The 15973-nt window shown below is 72.3% G+C and carries 12 protein-coding genes; 8 read left to right on the plus strand and 4 right to left on the minus strand.

The features are described 5' to 3' along the window. The first annotated feature begins 9 nt into the window (after window positions 1-9). From J5X86_RS18735 to J5X86_RS18765, 7 genes are all read left to right on the plus strand, one after another. Window positions 10-1218, plus strand: a complete 1209-nt coding sequence (locus J5X86_RS18735; protein WP_308124612.1) for a 4-hydroxybenzoate 3-monooxygenase — start codon at window positions 10-12, stop codon at window positions 1216-1218. After that, a complete protein-coding gene (locus J5X86_RS18740) occupies window positions 1215-2183 on the plus strand; it encodes a UbiA family prenyltransferase (RefSeq protein ID WP_208517926.1) in 969 nt (322 codons plus the stop codon). Before J5X86_RS18735 ends, J5X86_RS18740 begins: the two co-directional genes overlap by 4 nt. 53 nt (window positions 2184-2236) lie before the next feature. Further along, window positions 2237-3856: a class I adenylate-forming enzyme family protein gene (locus tag J5X86_RS18745; RefSeq protein ID WP_208517927.1), complete on the plus strand. Its 1620-nt coding sequence runs from the start codon at window positions 2237-2239 to the stop codon at window positions 3854-3856. A gap of 89 nt (window positions 3857-3945) precedes the next feature. Further along, a complete protein-coding gene (locus J5X86_RS18750; RefSeq protein ID WP_208517928.1) occupies window positions 3946-4755 on the plus strand; it encodes a hypothetical protein in 810 nt (269 codons plus the stop codon). Between the two features lie 37 nt (window positions 4756-4792). After that, complete coding sequence (locus tag J5X86_RS18755) at window positions 4793-6775, plus strand: FAD/NAD(P)-binding domain-containing protein (protein ID WP_208517929.1); 1983 nt, start codon at window positions 4793-4795, stop codon at window positions 6773-6775. Next, entirely contained in the window at window positions 6772-8217 is a 1446-nt protein-coding gene (pcaB, locus tag J5X86_RS18760) for a 3-carboxy-cis,cis-muconate cycloisomerase (protein WP_208517930.1), read from the plus strand. Before J5X86_RS18755 ends, pcaB begins: the two co-directional genes overlap by 4 nt. 135 nt (window positions 8218-8352) lie before the next feature. Next, entirely contained in the window at window positions 8353-10605 is a 2253-nt protein-coding gene (locus J5X86_RS18765) for an MMPL family transporter (protein WP_243980730.1), read from the plus strand. Between the two features lie 266 nt (window positions 10606-10871). On the opposite strand, the gene J5X86_RS18770 is transcribed toward J5X86_RS18765, so the two are convergent. Together J5X86_RS18770 and sigJ are read right to left on the minus strand one after the other, a co-directional pair. Next, complete coding sequence (locus J5X86_RS18770) at window positions 10872-11654, minus strand: aminotransferase class IV family protein (protein ID WP_208517932.1); 783 nt, start codon at window positions 11652-11654, stop codon at window positions 10872-10874. 12 nt (window positions 11655-11666) lie between these two features. Further along, entirely contained in the window at window positions 11667-12602 is a 936-nt protein-coding gene (gene sigJ / locus J5X86_RS18775) for an RNA polymerase sigma factor SigJ (protein WP_078640598.1), read from the minus strand. A gap of 50 nt (window positions 12603-12652) precedes the next feature. On the opposite strand from sigJ, the gene J5X86_RS18780 reads away from it, so the two are divergent. Further along, the gene (locus J5X86_RS18780) at window positions 12653-13168 is read left to right on the plus strand and encodes a DUF402 domain-containing protein (protein WP_208517933.1); all 516 of its coding nucleotides are present in this window, start codon (window positions 12653-12655) and stop codon (window positions 13166-13168) included. A 28-nt stretch (window positions 13169-13196) separates the two neighbouring features. Here J5X86_RS18780 and J5X86_RS18785 read toward each other — a convergent pair whose 3' ends face one another. Continuing rightward, a complete protein-coding gene (locus tag J5X86_RS18785; RefSeq protein ID WP_374229268.1) occupies window positions 13197-14402 on the minus strand; it encodes an MFS transporter in 1206 nt (401 codons plus the stop codon). 81 nt (window positions 14403-14483) lie between these two features. Next, window positions 14484-15935: a CitMHS family transporter gene (locus tag J5X86_RS18790; RefSeq protein ID WP_208517935.1), complete on the minus strand. Its 1452-nt coding sequence runs from the start codon at window positions 15933-15935 to the stop codon at window positions 14484-14486. Between the last annotated feature and the right edge of the window lie 38 nt (window positions 15936-15973).

Here is a 15973-nt window from a genome sequence, read left to right on the forward strand (position 1 = left end):
GGGACATCGGTGAAACGCCTGAACACGCGGGTCGCGATCGTCGGGGCGGGACCCGGCGGCCTGCTGCTCTCCCATCTGCTCCAGCGGTGCGGGGTGGACTCGATCGTGCTGGAGCGGCGGAGCCGGGAGTACGTGGAGAAGCGGGTGCGGGCCGGGTTGCTGGAAGGCGGCACCGTGGACTTCCTGCGCGAGGCCGGTCTGGCGGACCGGCTGGAGCGCGAGGGGCTGGTCCACGAGGGCTTCGTCTTCCGGTTCGGCTCGCGCGCCCACCGAATGCCCTTCACCGAGCTGACCGGCCGGACCGTCCATATGTACGGCCAGCAGGAGCTGGTGAAGGACCTGATCCGGGCCAGGACGGCGGCCGGGGCGCGGCTGTGGTTCGACGTCCCCGATGTCGAACCACAGGGTCTGGACACGGACACGCCGACCGTGCGGTGCACGGTGGCGGGCGAACCGGTGGAGATCGCCTGCGACTTCGTCGCGGGCTGCGACGGATTCCACGGGGTCTCCCGCCGGTCCGTGCCGCCCGGAACGTTCTCGACCTACGAGCGCACCTATCCGTACGCCTGGCTCGGCGTGCTGGCCGAGGCCCCGCCCGCCGCCGAGGAGCTGATCTACGCGGTGCACAGCCGGGGCTTCGCGCTGCACAGCATGCGCTCGCCCGCGGTGAGCCGGCTCTATCTGCAGGTGGAGGCCGGCGAGCGGGTGGAGAGCTGGCCCGATGAGCGGATCTGGAAGGAGCTGCACACCCGGCTGGACATCGACGGTGCGCCCGAACTGGCTGAGGGGCCGATCCTGGAGAAGAGCTGTGTGGCGCTCCGTGGCTTCGTGACCGAGCCGATGAGTTACGGCCGGCTGTTCCTGGCCGGTGACGCCGCGCATATCGTGCCGCCGACCGCGGCCAAGGGGCTCAACCTCGCCGTGGCGGACGTCAGGGTGCTCGCCGCGGCCTTCGGGGAGTTCTACGGAAGCGGCGACCGCACCGCGCTGGACGGTTATTCGGCCGCCTGTCTGCCCGGGGTCTGGCAGGCGCAGGAGTTCTCCGACTGGATGTCGGGGCTGCTGCACCGGCCCCCGGAGGGCCAGGTGTTCGACGGGCGGCTGCAGGACGCCCGGCTCGCGTCCGTGGTGAACTCCCCCGCCGCCGCGCGGACCTTCGCCGAGAACTATGTGGGCCTGGCGCGGGAGCGGACCCCGGCCCGGGGAGGCCGGCCATGACCTCACTGACCAGCGAGAGCCGGCGGACGGCGCGCGCCCGCGGTGGCGGGGAGGTGGCGCGCGGTCTGTTCCGGCTGTCGAAGATCTTCGTGTACCAGAACTACTTCGGGTGGGGCATGGCGTGGCTGACCCTGAGCCCGCAGGTGCGCGACCGCCCGGGGACCACCGCCGCCATGCTGCTGTTCCTGCTCGGCTCCATGGGCATCGTCACCTGCACCTGCGCCACCGACGACCTGGTCGGCTTCCGCAACGGCAGCGACGCCCGCAACTACAAGGCCGGTGACACCAAGCGCGACATCCGCGGCAAACCGCTGCTCAGCGGGGCGGTGACCGAGCGCGAGGCGGTACGGTTCATCGCCTGCGCGGCCTCGGTCGCGGTGCTCGCGGGGATCGGCGCGTTCTGGGCGCTGGACTGGCGGGCTCCGGCCGTGGCGTACGTCCTCTACGGGGTCGGGTTCTTCTTCAGCGTGCAGTACTCGGCCGGGCTGCGGCTGAGCTACCACCGGGGCGGTGCGGAGACGCTGCTGTGCCTGGCCACCACCGCCGGGCTGCTGGCTCCCTATCTGGCGGTGGAGCGGCACTGGTCCTCCCCCGCGGTGCTGGTGGGCCTGTTGCTGGGGCTCTGGCTGGTCATGGTGAGCAGCTACTCCAACGTCAACGACGCCGACGGGGACCGCTCGGTGGGCCGCAGGACGCTCGCCGCGTCGACCGGGCCGCGGGTCTACAAGACCGCCATGGTCGCCTTCGTCCTGGTGTCGGCCACGCTGATCTGCGTCCTGGGCCTGGCCACGCCGTGGCCATGGTGGACCCTGCTGACCCTGCTGCCCGCCACCGTCCTCCATGCGGCCCAGCTGCGCGAGGGCCCGGTGCGGGGACACTGGCTGACCGCCCGCAAGCTCGGGCTGTACGCCTACGACCTGGGCTTTCTGGGGCTGCTGGCGCCCACGCTGTTCCTTCTGACCTAGCCGTTCGTTCTGTCCCAGCCGTTTCGCACCCCCCATAGACGAGGAGATGAGGCATGGCGGCGCGTTCCCAACGGCCCGTCAACGTCGGCCGACTGTTCCACCGGGCCGCCGAGCAGGGCAAGCCGACGGTCATGCATCTGGACCGGCCCTTCGACATCGCCCCGGATGCCGGCACCCGCTTCGATGTGTCCGCCCTGGCGGCGACGGTGGAGGACGCCGCGGGCTGGCTCCACGGGGCGGGGCTGCGCCACGGCGACCGGCTCGCCATCGTCAAGGAGAACCACTACGACTTCATCCTGCTCGCCGCGGCCGCCGCCCGGCTCGGGGCCCTGCCGGTGATGATCGCGCCCATCAGGTCGACCACGCATATCCGCACCCTGCTCACCAGGATCTCCCCGAAGGTACTGGTGATGGGCACGACGGTGCTCGAGCGGATGACCGCCGCCGGTATCGCGCTGGACGATCCGGGGATGACCATGGTGGCCGTCGGCGCCGACCGCCCGGGGCTGCCCGGCGGAACGCTGCGGATCGACGATGTGCGCGACGGCTCCCGGCCGCCGGTGCGATTCCGCGGCCTCCACGAACCCATGCTGGTCACCCACACCTCGGGCACCACGGGTGTCCCGAAGCTGGTGGTGCACTCGCCCGCCACCACCCTGGCGGCCGTGCCGTTCCGCATCGAGTCCTACCGGCTGCCGCTCATGACCTCCGGTCCCGGGGACGTGGTGGCCAGCGGGATCTCCTTCGCCCACAACCGCAATCTGTCCTGGACCAACGGGACGCTGTTCCGCGGGCCGCGGAAGATGGTGATCCTCTCCGATCCGGCGCTGGACAGTGTGGCCCGCACGCTGGCCGCGCACCCTCCCACCTCGCTGGAGGCATGTCCGAACGTCTTCCAGTACTGGGAGGAGCTGGCCGACACCCGGCCCGAGCTGTTCTCGGGCGTACGGCGCTTCATCAGCACCTTCGACGCGGTCCACCCCAGGACCGTCCGCAAGTTCCTCGGCGCCTCCCGGGCCCGGCTCCCGCTGTGGGCCTGGGGCGTGGGGCAGTCCGAGATCGCGGGCATCGCCGCCGGGGTGGCCACCCGCTCCATGGTCCGCCCGGACAAGCCCCGGGCGCATGACGCCACCAACGTCGGGTTCCCGCCCCTGGTCCGGGTCAAGGTCGTGGACCCGGAGACCGGCCGCAAACGGCCCCGGGGAAAGCCGGGGCTGCTGATGGTCAGGACCAAGTCGCGGTGTCTGACCTACCTGGGCGAGGACGACCGGCACCGCGCCAAGGACCGGGGCCGCTGGTGGAACACCGGCGACCTGGGCGAGTACGCGGGCTACGGCCGCATCCGGCTGATCGACCGCGAGGTCGACATGATCCCCGGGATGAGCTGCATCGAGCTGGAGTCGACCCTGCTCGACCGGTTGGACCGGGCCTCCGAGGTGATCGTGCTGGGGGTCCCGGGGCAGTTGCCGATCCCGGTGCTGTGCATGCGCGACGACGCCCTCGACCCCCAGGAGTGGGACCGGGCCTGCCGGGGCCTGCCCGAGCTGGACAAGCCACGGCTCGTCCCCTGGGAGGAGATGCCGCGCACCGCCACCTGGAAGGTGCGCCGGGGGGAGCTGCGCGAACAGTTGCTGGGCTCCAGCGACACCTATGGCACCGGGCAGTGGACCTGACCCGCGCCACGCGAAGCAACGCCATACAAAGCAACGCCACGCAACGCGTCGAGACAACCGTATCCACCGTGAACGAGGGGTAATTAGCCGTGTGGTTCCCGCCCGCTCTCTTCGATCTCCCGGACATCGCTCCGGTGACCCTGCCGGAGGCGGACCGGCCGAGTTGGCTGTTCTGGATCCTGATGGGCCCATGCGCATCGGGCTGGCTGGTGGCCTACGGGCTCGCCATCTACCGCGCCAAACTGGACAAGCGGGTGGGGATTCCCGTCTTCGTGGTCGAGGTCAACCTCGCCTGGGAGTTCACCCTCTCCCTGATCCTGGACCAGGCCGATGTGCAGCGCCCGATCAATCTCAGCTGGTTCCTGGTCGACTGCTTCATCCTCCGGCAGACGCTGCGCTACGGGTGGAAGGACTATCCGTCGATGAGCCGGCGGGCCTTCCGGTGGATGGTCTTCGGCGTCATCGCGTGGTCCGCGGTCTTCCACATCATGACGACCTATGAGCTCAAGGACGCCACCGGCATCTACACCGGCACCGGGCTGAACGTGTTCCTGAGCCTGTCGTTCATCTTCATGCTGAGCCGCCGCGGATCCTCGCTCGGGCAGTCGATGTACGTGGCGCTCGCCAAGGGCATCGGATCGTTCTTCGCGGGGTGGACGGTGCTGGTGATGTACCCGGGCCACCACCTGTTCATCTTCCTCTTCCTGACCGTCTGGACCATCGACGCGACCTACTGCGTACTGCTCTACCGGAAGGTCCGCGAGGAGGGCCGCTCGCCGTGGGCGTGGAACCGGCCCCCGGCCGCGGTCCCCGACGCTCCGGACGGCCTCGCCACCGCCGGGAGCGCACCGCGCCAGGAGGAGCGGGAACCGGCCGTCCGCAGCGGGGCGTCGGGCTGAGCCGCGCCCGGGCCTGTTTCGTCCACGGAGAATGACCATGACCACGCAACGTCTGGACGTCTGCCTCATCGGTGCCGGGCCCCGGGGGCTCTCGGTCCTGGAACGGCTGTGCGCGAACGCCGCCGAGGCGGCGCCCACCACCCCGGTCACCGTCCATGTGGTGGACCCGTATCCGCCGGGGGCGGGGCGGGTCTGGCGCTCCGGCCAGTCCCGCCATCTGCTCATGAACACCGTCGCCGGCCAGGTCACCATGTTCACGGACGAGACCGTGGAGATGGCCGGGCCGGTCCTGCCCGGGCCCAGCCTGTACGAATGGGCCCGCTTCGTGAGCCTCACCGGCGCCCTCGACGAAGGCGGGTACGACGAGGCCGTCCTGGCCGAGGCGCGGCGCCTGGGCCCCGACTCGTATCCGACTCGCGCCTTCCACGGGCACTATCTGGAGTGGGTCCACCGGCGGGTGACGGGCACCGCGCCGGCGTCGGTGCGCACGGTGACCCACCGCTCGCGGGCGGTCGGGCTGGAGGAGCGCACGGCGCACGGCGGGCAGATCGTCGTGCTGGAGGACGGCACCCGTATCGAGGGGCTGCACGCCGTGGTGCTGGCGCAGGGACATCTGCCGCAGCGGCGGTCGCCGCGGGAGGCGGCCTACGCGGCCTTCGCCGAGGCTCGGGGTCTGCGCTACCTCCCGCCCGCCGGCCCGGCGGAGGTGGACCTGTCCGGCATCCGGCCCGGGGAGGCCGTGGGCCTGCTGGGGCTGGGGCTGAACTTCTTCGACTACCTGGCGCTGCTCACCGAGGGCCGGGGCGGACGGTTCGAGCGGCGGGCGGGGCGTCTGGTCTACCGGCCGTCGGGCCGGGAGCCGCGGCTGCTGGCCGGCTCGCGCCGGGGCGTGCCGTTTCACTCCCGGGGCGAGAACCAGAAGGGCCCGCACGGCCGTCACCTCCCGCTGGTGCTCACCCCGAAGGTGATCCGCGGTCTGCGGCGGCGCGTCCATGAGCGGGGCGGTCTGGACTTCCGCTCCGAGCTGTGGCCGCTGATCTCCAAGGAGGTGGAGACGGTCTACTACACCGCGCTCCTCACCTCCCAAGGGCAGGAGGCGGCCGCGCGCCGGCTGCGCGCCGCCTATCCGTCGGCTCCCCGGGGCGGCGCCGAAGAGGACCGGCTGCTGACCGAGAGCGGCATTCCCCCTCACCGGCGCTGGAATTGGGACCGGATCGCCCGGCCCTGCCCCGCCCACGGCCTCCGGTCGCCCCAGGCGTTCCGGTCCTGGCTGCTGGAGTATCTGCGGGCGGATCTGGACGCGGCGCGGGCGGGCAATGTGCACGGCCCGCTGAAGGCGGCCCTGGACGTGCTGCGCGATCTGCGCAACGAGATCCGGCTGGTGGTGGACCACGGCGGGCTGACGGACCGTTCGCACCGCGACGACCTGGACGCCTGGTACACCCCGCTGAACGCCTTCGTGTCGATCGGTCCGCCGGCCCGGCGCGTCGAGGAGGCGGTCGCGCTCATCGAGGCGGGCGTGCTGACCGTGCTGGGGCCGCGCACCGTGGCACGCGCCGACGCCGAGGAGGGGGCCTTCGTCCTCGAATCCCGTGCCGTTCCCGGCTCGTGGGGGCGGGTGACCACGCTGATCGAGGCCCGGCTGCCGGGCACCGATGTGCGCTCCAGCGCCGATCCGCTGCTGTCGGCGCTGCTGGCGAGCGGTCAGTGCGGCCCCTATGTGGTCGGCGGCAGCGGCGACGGGCAGGGCGGTCATGAGACGGGCGGGCTCGCGGTGGGGCCGAGCCCCTACCACCTGCTGGACGCCTGCGGCCGGCCGCATCCGCGGCGGTTCGCCTTCGGTGTGCCCACCGAATCCGTCCACTGGGCCACGGCGGCGGGCGTCCGGCCTGGTGTCGGCTCCGTGATCCTGGCCGATGCCGACGCGATAGCGCGTACCGTGCTGGCGCTGAGTGATGACTCGCTCACCGGTCCCACCGATCCCGCCGGCCCCGAGACGATCGAGGTTTCCGTTCCATGACCGACGCCCAGAACGATGCCACCGACGACGCCCCGCGCCATGCCGACGCGGGTCTGCTGAGCCCCGCCCGGGCCGGCACCCCGGCCGAGGCGACCACGTCGGACGGCGCCTGGCTGCAGGCGATGCTGGACGCGGAGGCGGGCCTGGTGCGGGCGCAGGCGCGGCTGGGTCTGGTGCCCGAGGCGGCGGCCCGCACCATCACCGCGCTCGCCGGGGCCGAGCGCCTGGACGTGGTGGAGATCGCCCGGCTGGCCCGGGGCGCGGCCAATCCGGTGGTGGCGCTGGTCCGGGCGTTCACCGCGCTGGTGGCCGCCGAGGACCCGGCCGCCGCGGAGTATGTGCACCGGGGCTCGACCAGCCAGGACATCATGGACACCGCCGCCATGCTGGTGGCCCGCAGAACCCTCGGGCCCCTGGTGGCCGACTTGGAGCGGATCGCGCGGGCGCTGCGTGAACTGGCCGTGGCACACCGGGAGACGCTCATGCCCGGCCGTACGCTCGCCCTGCACGCCGTGCCCACCACCTTCGGCCTGAAGGCGGCGGGCTGGCTGAGCGGTGTGGAGGACGCGGCGGCCCGGCTGGCCCGCATCCGCGACCATGAACTGCCGGTCCAGCTCGGCGGCGCGGCGGGCACGCTGGCGGGGTACACCGAGTACGCCCTGATGGATCAGCGGACACGGCCCGGGGCGCCGGGGCCCAGCGAGTTCGCGGAGCGGCTGATGGCGGAGTTCGCCGCGCAGGTCGGGCTGAACGAGCCCGTCCTGCCCTGGCACACCGCCCGTACGCCGGTCGCGGGGCTGACCGCCCAACTGGCCTTGGCCACCGGGGCGCTCGGCAAGATCGCGGTGGACGTACAGCTACTGTCGCGCACCGAGACGGGCGAGGTCGCCGAGCCCGCCGCCGAGGGCCGGGGGGTGTCCTCCGCGATGCCGCACAAGCGCAACCCCGCCCTGGCCACCCTGGTGCGCTCGGCGGCGCTGCAGGTTCCGGCGCTGGCGAGCGCGGTCATGGGGTGCATGCTCGCGGAGGACGAGCGGTCGGCCGGGGCGTGGCACGCCGAGTGGCTTCCGCTGCGCGAGTGTCTGCGGCTGACGGGCGGGGCGGCGCACACGGCCGTCGAACTGGTCGAGGGGCTGGCCGTCTTCCCGGACCGGATGCGCGCCAATCTGGGGCTGACCGGCGGACTGATCGTCTCGGAGCGGCTGGCCGCGGTGCTGACCCCGGTGCTGGGCAAGGGGCCCGCGAAGGAGCTGATGAGCCGGGCGTCGGCGGAGGCGGCGCGCGGCGGGCGGACGCTGGGCGAGGTGCTGGCCGCCGCCCCCGAACTCGCGGGCCGTTACCGGGCGGAGGAGCTGGCCGCCCTGCTGGACCCGGCGAACTATCCGGGGGTGGCCGATCTGCTGGTGGACCGGGCGGTTCAAGGGCCCGGGGACCGGTCCTGACGGCCGCTCGGGAAGCGGCCGCGGTCGGCGATGTCACATCCGGGCGGGGCTCGGCGTCTGGGATGCCGAGACGGATATCCAGACGCCGTGCTGGACGGGATTCCAGACGCCGTGTGCTTGAGGAAGGAAGAGGGAATGCTGGACAGACTGGCCGGTTTCGTCGTGCGGAAACGCCTGGCGGTGTTGGTCGTCGGCCTGCTGCTCGCCGTGATCGGCGGGGTGGCGAGTACGACATTGTTCGACAAGCTGACGGCGGGCGGTTTCGACGATCCGACGTCGGAGTCCTCGCGGGCGATCACCGCGCTGGACGAGAGGTTCGGGCAGGGGCTGCCCAATCTCACGCTGCTGGTGACCTCGAAGGGGCGGGTCGACGATCCGTCGGTGACGGCGGCGGGCACCGAGCTCACCCGGAAGCTGAGCCGGGAACCCGGAGTGGCGAACGTCAGCTCCTACTGGACCACCGGGAAGGCCCCGCAGCTACGCGGCAAAAGCGGCCACAAGGCCCTCATCATGGGGACGGTCACCGGGGACGACACCGCGTCGCAAAAGCGCGTCGCCGAGCTGGCGGACCGCTACCAGGGCTCGCGGGACGGGCTGGAGGTGACGTTCGGCGGCTATACGAAGTTCCAGCGGGAGCTGCTGGAGCAGGGGCAGAAGGACGCCACCACCGGCGAGACGGTCGCCATCCCGATCACGCTGGTCGCGCTGGTGTTCATCTTCGGCAGCGTGGTGGCCGCGGCGCTGCCGCTGGCCGTCGCCCTGGTGGCGATGATGCTGACGATGGGGCTGACGTGGATCCTGGCGAGCGTCACGACGGTCGGCTCGCTCGCGGCGAGCGTGGTGACCCTGCTGGGCCTGGGCCTGGCCATCGACTACAGCCTGCTGATGGTCAGCCGCTACCGCGAGGAACTGCGGTCGGGGCTCGCCCCGCCGGACGCCATCCGGGCGACGCTGACCTCCGCCGGGCGCACGGTGACCTTCTCGGCGCTGACCGTCGCCGTGTCGTCCCTGGCCATGGCCTGGTTCCCGCTGCAGGCCGTCCGGTCCATGGGCTATGCGGGGGCGCTCACGGCGCTGCTGTCCGGCGCGGCCTCGCTCATCGTGCTGCCGGCCCTGCTCGCCCTGCTCGGCGACCGGATCGAGAAGGGGCGGGTGTTCCGCCGGCGGCGGACCGCGGCGACCGGCGGGACGGGCACCGACGCCGCCGGCCGGAGCGTGGAGAGCGGCTTCTGGCACCGGCTGGCCACCACCGTGATGCGGCGCCCGGTGCCGATCGTGACCATCGTGACCGCGTTCCTGCTGCTGCTCGGCGCGCCGTTCCTCGGCATCAACCTCGGCATGCCGGACGAGCGGGTGATGCCCTCGTCCTCGTCGGCCCGTCAGGTCGCCGACACCGTGCGGGCCGAGTTCGACAGCAGTGAGCAGAACGCGCTGCAGGTCGTGGCGCCCGAGGGGGGCACCGACCGGGCGGCCGTCGGCGCGTATGCGAAGCGGCTGTCCCAGCTGCCGCACGTCGCCGCGGTCCGCACCGCCACCGGCGCCTACGCCGAGGGTCGGCAGGCCGCCCCGCCCGATCAGCGGTACGCCCGCTTCGCCTCGGGCGACGCCGTCTACTTCGCCGTGGTGCCGGAGACGGCCAGCGCGGACGACGCGGACCGGCTGGTCGGCGAGATCCGGTCGCAGAAGGCGCCGTTCGAGGCGTTGGTGGGCGGGGCCGCGGCCACCAACCACGACGCCGCCTCGGCGCTGGAGAAGTGGCTTCCGTACGCGCTGGGCACGGTGCTGCTGACCATGCTGGTGCTGCTGTTCCTGGTGACCGGCAGCGTCATGTTGCCGTTCCTGGCGCTGGTGCTCAGCGCGCTGAGCCTGACGGCCACCTTCGGCGCGCTGGTGTGGGTCTTCCAGGACGGCCATCTCGCGGGCCTGTTCGGCGACTTCACGCCGACCGGCAACATCGCGGCGACGATCCCGGTGATGCTCTTCGGCCTCGCCTTCGGGCTCGCGATGGACTATCAGGTCTTCCTGCTGTCCCGGATGCGGGAGGAGTACGAGCTGACCGGTTCGCCGACGGCCGCCGTGGCCCGGGGTCTTGAGCGCACCGGGCGCATCGTCACGGCGGCGGCGGTGGCGATCTCGGTGGTCTTCCTGGCCTTCACCGTCTCCGGCATCTCGCTGGTGAAGGCGTACGGCATCGGGCTGCCGCTGGCCGTCCTGATGGACGCGACGCTCATCCGCGGGGCCGTGCTGCCCGCCGCGATGCGGCTGGGCGGGCGCGCCACCTGGTGGGCCCCGGCCCCGCTGCGCCGGCTGCACAGCCGGTACGGCCTGCGGGAGGAGCCCGCGGCTGCGGCGCCACGGCGCGACGGCGACCGGGCGCTGACCGGCTGACCGGCCCACCACGCACGGCGGCTCACGGGTCCGCCTCATGCGGGCGGCCTTGTACGCGGGATCTTTCCCCTCCCCGCCCCTTCCCGTGACCAGGGGCTCCGCCCTGGACCCCGGGGCCTGGGGCGGAGCCCCTGTCCGGGGTCTGGGGGCGGCGCCCCTGGTTCGGGGTCTGGGGCGGAGCCCCAGGTTCGGGAAGGGGCGGGGAGGGGCGGGGCCCGCCGCAGGCGGCGCGAATCGCCCGGCGCCCGCCCCTCATGCGGGCCGTCCTACAGCGGTTCCGCTTCCGTCGCGGCGTACTCCTTGCGCAGGGTTTCCAGGACGGGATGCTCCGGGTCGAACTCCACCCCGTCGATCGACCGGATCGGCCGCACCCCCACCCCCGCGTTCAGGGCGAACGCCGCGCGCAGCTCGCCGAACCGGTCACGGTCGATCCGCTCGGTGTGCTGCGGGCCGCCGTGGCCGCGGCGGAGCAGTTCCTGGGTGACGCCGGGCAGGCACCCGGCCTCCGGCCACAGCAGGCGATGGCCGTCGAAGAATCCCACGTTCCAGGTCGCGCCCTCGGACACCGCGCCCCGCTCGTCCGTCAGCAGCACATCGTCGTAGCCGTCGAGTTGGGCGAGGCGGCGCAGCCGCAATAGCCCGAACAGCCCGACGTGTTTGACCTCCGGCAGGTCGCGGCGGTGCGCTGCGGTGCGCACGCTCAGCGGCGGCAGCGAGGGGGCGGCGGCCGGCCGGGTGGTGACCAGGATCCGCGGGTCGGCCTCGGCCCCGGGCCGCTCCAGCCCGAGGTCGGGGTCGTACACCGTCACCCGGACCGTGAGCGGCCCCGTGGTGTCCGCGACGGCCCGCCGCGCCAGTTCGCGGATCCGGTCCCGGTCCGGTGCGGTGCCGAAGAGCACCCCGCTGTCCCGTACCAGCCGGTCCAGATGGAGGGACAGCCCCCGTACCCGACCGTCCTCCACCCGCATGGTGGTGAAGTGACCGTAGTTGGTCATGGCCAGCGCCGTCAGCTCGCGGATTCCCGCCGGTTCCCCGTTCAGCTCTGTCATGGGGCCAGTCTTTCAGCCGGGCCGGACGGCCTCGGCGAGTCCGGCCAGCTTGTCCGGGTTGACCAGACCGTAGATACCGCGCACCCGGTCGCCGCCCGGCGCGGGGTCGAGCGCGGCGGCCGCGTAGAGCGTCCCGCCGACGAACAGGACCACCCCCGGGCCCCCGTTGAGCTGCACCGGCCGCATGGCGAAGGTGGACAGCCGCGCGCTGACGGCGGCCACCAGGCGGGCCACTTTCTCCCGGCCCTCGACCACGCGGAGAGCGGCACGGCGCTTGCCCCCGCCGTCGCTCCACATGACCACCTCCGGGGCCAGGACGTCCATCAGGGCGTCGAGGTCGCCGCCGAGGGCCGCGTCGAGGAACCGCTCGGTGACGATCCGCTGGGTCCCGCGGTCGAGGTCGTAGCGCGGCCGGCGGGCCTCGACGCGCTCCTTGGCGCGGTGGGCGAGCTGGCGGACGGCGGCGGAGCTGCGGCCCAGGATCGCGGCGATCTCCGCGTGGTCGTAGGCGAACGCCTCGCGCAGCACGAACACCGCGCGTTGCAAGGGGGTCAGGGTCTCCAGGACCACCAGCATCGCCAGGGACACCGATTCGGTGCGGATCGCGGTGTCGGGGGTGTCCGGTTCGGTCAGCACGGGCTCGGGCAGCCAGGGACCGATATAGCTCTCCCGGCTCCGGCGGGCGCGGCGCATCTGGGTGAGCGCGTGGTTGACGGCGATCCGCACCAGATAGGCGCGGGGGTGGGCGATCTCCTTGTCCTGGACCGCGGCCCAGGACAGCCAGGTCTCCTGGACCACGTCCTCGGTGTCGGTGACCGTGCCGAGCATGTTGTAGACGATGGAGAAGAGCAGTTCACGATGGTGGAGGAAGTCCTCGCTCCCCGCATCCGGCACCGGCCTGTCCTGCGGTCCCGCGCGGTCCTTCCACGGTGATACGGGGGTCTCCATGCACCGATGGTAGGCGTCACGCCCCTCCCGCCACCGCTTAGGATCGGCTCATGGCCGATCTCGTATTCGTGAACTACACCAAGTACGACGGCACTTTGCACTGGAACCTGCGGATGCGCAGGCTGGGCGAGGACGACCACGGCGTCTGGCTGGGGCTGCCCGGCGGGACGGTCATGCGCAAGGGGTACGGCCCGATGGTGCCGATCGCCTGCGCGCATGTGATCCTCCTGCCGCGCGAGGCGTGGTGGACCGCGGCGTTCAACGCCCCGCCCCGGGAGACCGAGATCTACTGCGACATCGCCACGCCGCCGCGGTGGGTCTCCTCCCACGAGGTCACGATGGTGGACCTGGACCTCGATGTCATCCGCAAGCGGGACGGCAGGACCCTGCTGGACGACGAGGACGAGTTCGCCGAGCACCAGGTGCGGTACGGCTATCCGGCGGATGTCATCGCGGAGGCCGAGGCGGCGGGGCGGTGGCTGATGGACGCGGTCGGCGGGCGCGCCGAGCCGTTCGGGGACGCCTGCGAGCGGTGGCTGGGCATGGTCGACGGCGAGCGGCCCTGAGGCGGCTCACCGTCATCCCACCGCCGTCTCACCGGGGTGGGTGTCCCGCGCCCCGCGAGGCCGAAGTCCCTTCCGTACGCCGCTCCCTGGGCGCGGGCCGGGTCTCGCCGGGATCCGCGGCCGGGCGCCCGCGCAGCGGCCGGACGGCTATGCCCGCCGATATCAGGAGCAGTCCGCCCAGCATGACGAAGGGGGCGGCCGTGCCCGCGAGCCCCGCGAGCACACCGGCGGAGGCGGGGGCGGCGACCTGGCCGAGCCGGTTGCCGGTCAGCCGCAGCGCGAGGGCCGTGCTGCGCGCCTCCTCCGGGGCGGCCTGGACGACGGTCGTCATCGACAGCGGCTGTCCGACGCCGAGGCAGAAGCCGAGCCCGGCCAGCAGCACCCCGAGCGCCCAGGCGGGCACCGGCAGGGCGATGCCCGCGCACAGCAGCGCGGCGCCCAGACAGCTGACGGCCATCAGCACGGTGCGGCCCATCAGCCGGATCATCGGGGTCATGGCGAGCCGGCAGGCCACGGTGGCGGCGGCGCGCAGGCTGAGCAGCACCCCCACGACCGCGGGCGAGATACCGCGCTGTTCGCCGACGACCGGCAGATAGGCGGTGAGGATGTCGGTGGCGGAGAGCACGGCGAGGCTGATGAACATGCCGGAGGCGACCCCGCGGGTGGTCAGGATGGACCGTACGGAGACCTTCCGGGCGGAGGCCTCCTTGGCGGGCGTGGCCGCCGTACCGGCCGGGCGGCGCTCGATGCGCCACAGCGAGGTGAAGGAGAACGCCGCGAGGGCGGCGGAGACGAACAGCGCGACGGCGCTGGTGCGGGCCATCGCCCCGTCGTGTCCGGAGACCACCAGACCGGCCGCGATGGGCCCGATGAGCTGGCCGAGCGAGGCACCGATGGTGAAGTGGCCGAAGTTGCGGTCCTGTTCGTCGGGGGCGCTCTGGCGGGCCACGATCGACTGGGCGCCGATGACGAACGACAGATGGCCGAGCCCCATCACCCCGCTCCACGCGGCCATCGCGGGCAGCGACCCGGCCGTGCCGCTGAACGCGCAGCCGGTGGCGATGAGGGCGACCCCGATGGGCAGCAGCGGGGCGCACCGCCCGTGGTCGGTGCGCCGCCCCAGCGGTACGGCGGCGAACAGCGGCAGCAGGGCGTAGATACCGGCGATCACACCGACCGCGCGGGCGTCGGCACCGAGCGCGAGGGCCCGGTAGGAGACGGCGGGCCGCGCCATGCTCACCGCCCCCTGGGTGAACGAGAAGGCGATGACCAGACGCAGCAACCAGCCCCTACCGGGCTCTGAACTCTTCACGGGTCAGATGATGCCGAAGAGGAGACCGGCGGCGAGCACCACCAGGGAGGTGAGCACCGCCCATTTCACGGTGAACCGGGTATGGTCGCCGAATTCGACCTTGGCCATGCCGACGAGCACGTAGACCGCGGGGACCAGCGGGCTCGACATGTGCAGGGCCTGTCCGACGAGCGAGGCGCGGGCGATCTCCAGCGTGGAGACCCCGTGCGCGGCCCCGGCCTCGGCGAGGATCGGCACGATGCCGAAGTAGAAGCCGTCGTTGGACATGAAGTAGGTGAGCGGGATGGACAGCACACCGGTGACGATGCCCATCTGCGGGCCCATGCCCTCGGGGACCCCGTCGACCAGCCAGCGGGCCATGTGCTCGACCATGCCGGTGCCGGTGAGGACGCCGGTGAAGACGGCGGCGGCGAAGACCATTCCGGAGACGTTGACGACGTTCTCGGCGTGTGCGGCGATGCGGGCCTTCTGGTCGTTCATCTGCGGGAAGTTGACGGTGAGCGCGACGGCCGCGGCGAGCAGGAAGAGGACCGGGATCGGCATGGTCTCGGTCACCATCAGGGCGAGCAGCGCGATGGTGATGGCCGCGTTGAACCAGTAGAGCTTGGGGCGCAGGGTGGCGCGGTTCGGGTCGAGGCCCTTGAACTCGTCGTCGTCCGCGTCGGAGGCGTCCGAGGTGCCGGAGCCGTTCGGGGACTGGGCCTCCGCGTCGGTGCCGGAGCCCGCGCCGCCGGTCAGCGCGGCCTTGCCGCCCTTACCGCCCTTGGCCCCCTTGCCACCGGAGCCCGCGCCGACCAGCACCTGCTCGGGGTCGCCCGCGGTGACCTCGTCCAGTGTCAGCACGCCGAGCCGCTTGCGCTCCCGCAGACCGAGGCCGTAGGAGAGGGCGATCACGAAGAGCAGACCGGCCGCGAGGGCCGGGATCATCGGCACGAAGATGTCGCTGGCGTCGACCTTGAGCGCGGCGGCGGCGCGGGCGGTCGGGCCGCCCCAGGGCAGCGTGTTCATCACGCCGTTGGCCATGGCCGCGACACCGGTCATCACCACGAGGCTCATCTTCAGTCGCCGGTAGAGCGGCACCATCGCCGACACGGTGATCATGAAGGTGGTGGAGCCGTCGCCGTCGAGCGAGACGATCGCCGCGAGGATCGCGGTGCCGACCACCACCCGCATCGGGTCCGCCTTGCAGAACCGCAGGATCATCCGGACGATCGGATCGAAGAGGCCGACGTCGATCATCACCCCGAAGTAGATGATGGCGAACATCAGCATGGCGGCCGTGGGTGCCAGCTCGCCGACGCCCTTGAGGACGTAGTCCCCGAGGTGCGCCCCCTTCCCGACAAGCACACAGAACAGCGCGGGGATGAGCACCAGGGCGCCCATCGGGGACATCTTCTTCATCATGATCAGGACAAGGAATGTCGCGATCATGACGAAGCCGAGGATGGTCAGCATAATTTGGCTACCTCACGTTCGCCTTTGAACTCCCCCAG

Source organism: Streptomyces sp. NEAU-YJ-81 (genome assembly GCF_017592595.1).
Classification (GTDB): Bacteria; Actinomycetota; Actinomycetes; order Streptomycetales; family Streptomycetaceae; genus Streptomyces; species Streptomyces hygroscopicus_B.

Bases quoted from the DNA above. Each gene is read 5' to 3' on its own strand.
- J5X86_RS18740 (WP_208517926.1), top strand. From the start codon at position 1,215: ATGACCTCACTGACCAGCGAGAGCCGGCGGACGGCGCGCGCCCGCGGT.
- J5X86_RS18745 (WP_208517927.1), top strand. From the start codon at position 2,237: ATGGCGGCGCGTTCCCAACGGCCCGTCAACGTCGGCCGACTGTTCCAC.
- J5X86_RS18755 (WP_208517929.1), top strand. From the start codon at position 4,793: ATGACCACGCAACGTCTGGACGTCTGCCTCATCGGTGCCGGGCCCCGG.
- pcaB (WP_208517930.1), top strand. From the start codon at position 6,772: ATGACCGACGCCCAGAACGATGCCACCGACGACGCCCCGCGCCATGCC.
- J5X86_RS18765 (WP_243980730.1), top strand. From the start codon at position 8,353: ATGCTGGACAGACTGGCCGGTTTCGTCGTGCGGAAACGCCTGGCGGTG.
- J5X86_RS18770 (WP_208517932.1), bottom strand. From the start codon at position 11,654: ATGACAGAGCTGAACGGGGAACCGGCGGGAATCCGCGAGCTGACGGCG.
- sigJ (WP_078640598.1), bottom strand. From the start codon at position 12,602: ATGGAGACCCCCGTATCACCGTGGAAGGACCGCGCGGGACCGCAGGAC.
- J5X86_RS18780 (WP_208517933.1), top strand. From the start codon at position 12,653: ATGGCCGATCTCGTATTCGTGAACTACACCAAGTACGACGGCACTTTG.
- J5X86_RS18785 (WP_374229268.1), bottom strand. From the start codon at position 14,402: ATGGCGCGGCCCGCCGTCTCCTACCGGGCCCTCGCGCTCGGTGCCGAC.
- J5X86_RS18790 (WP_208517935.1), bottom strand. From the start codon at position 15,935: ATGCTGACCATCCTCGGCTTCGTCATGATCGCGACATTCCTTGTCCTG.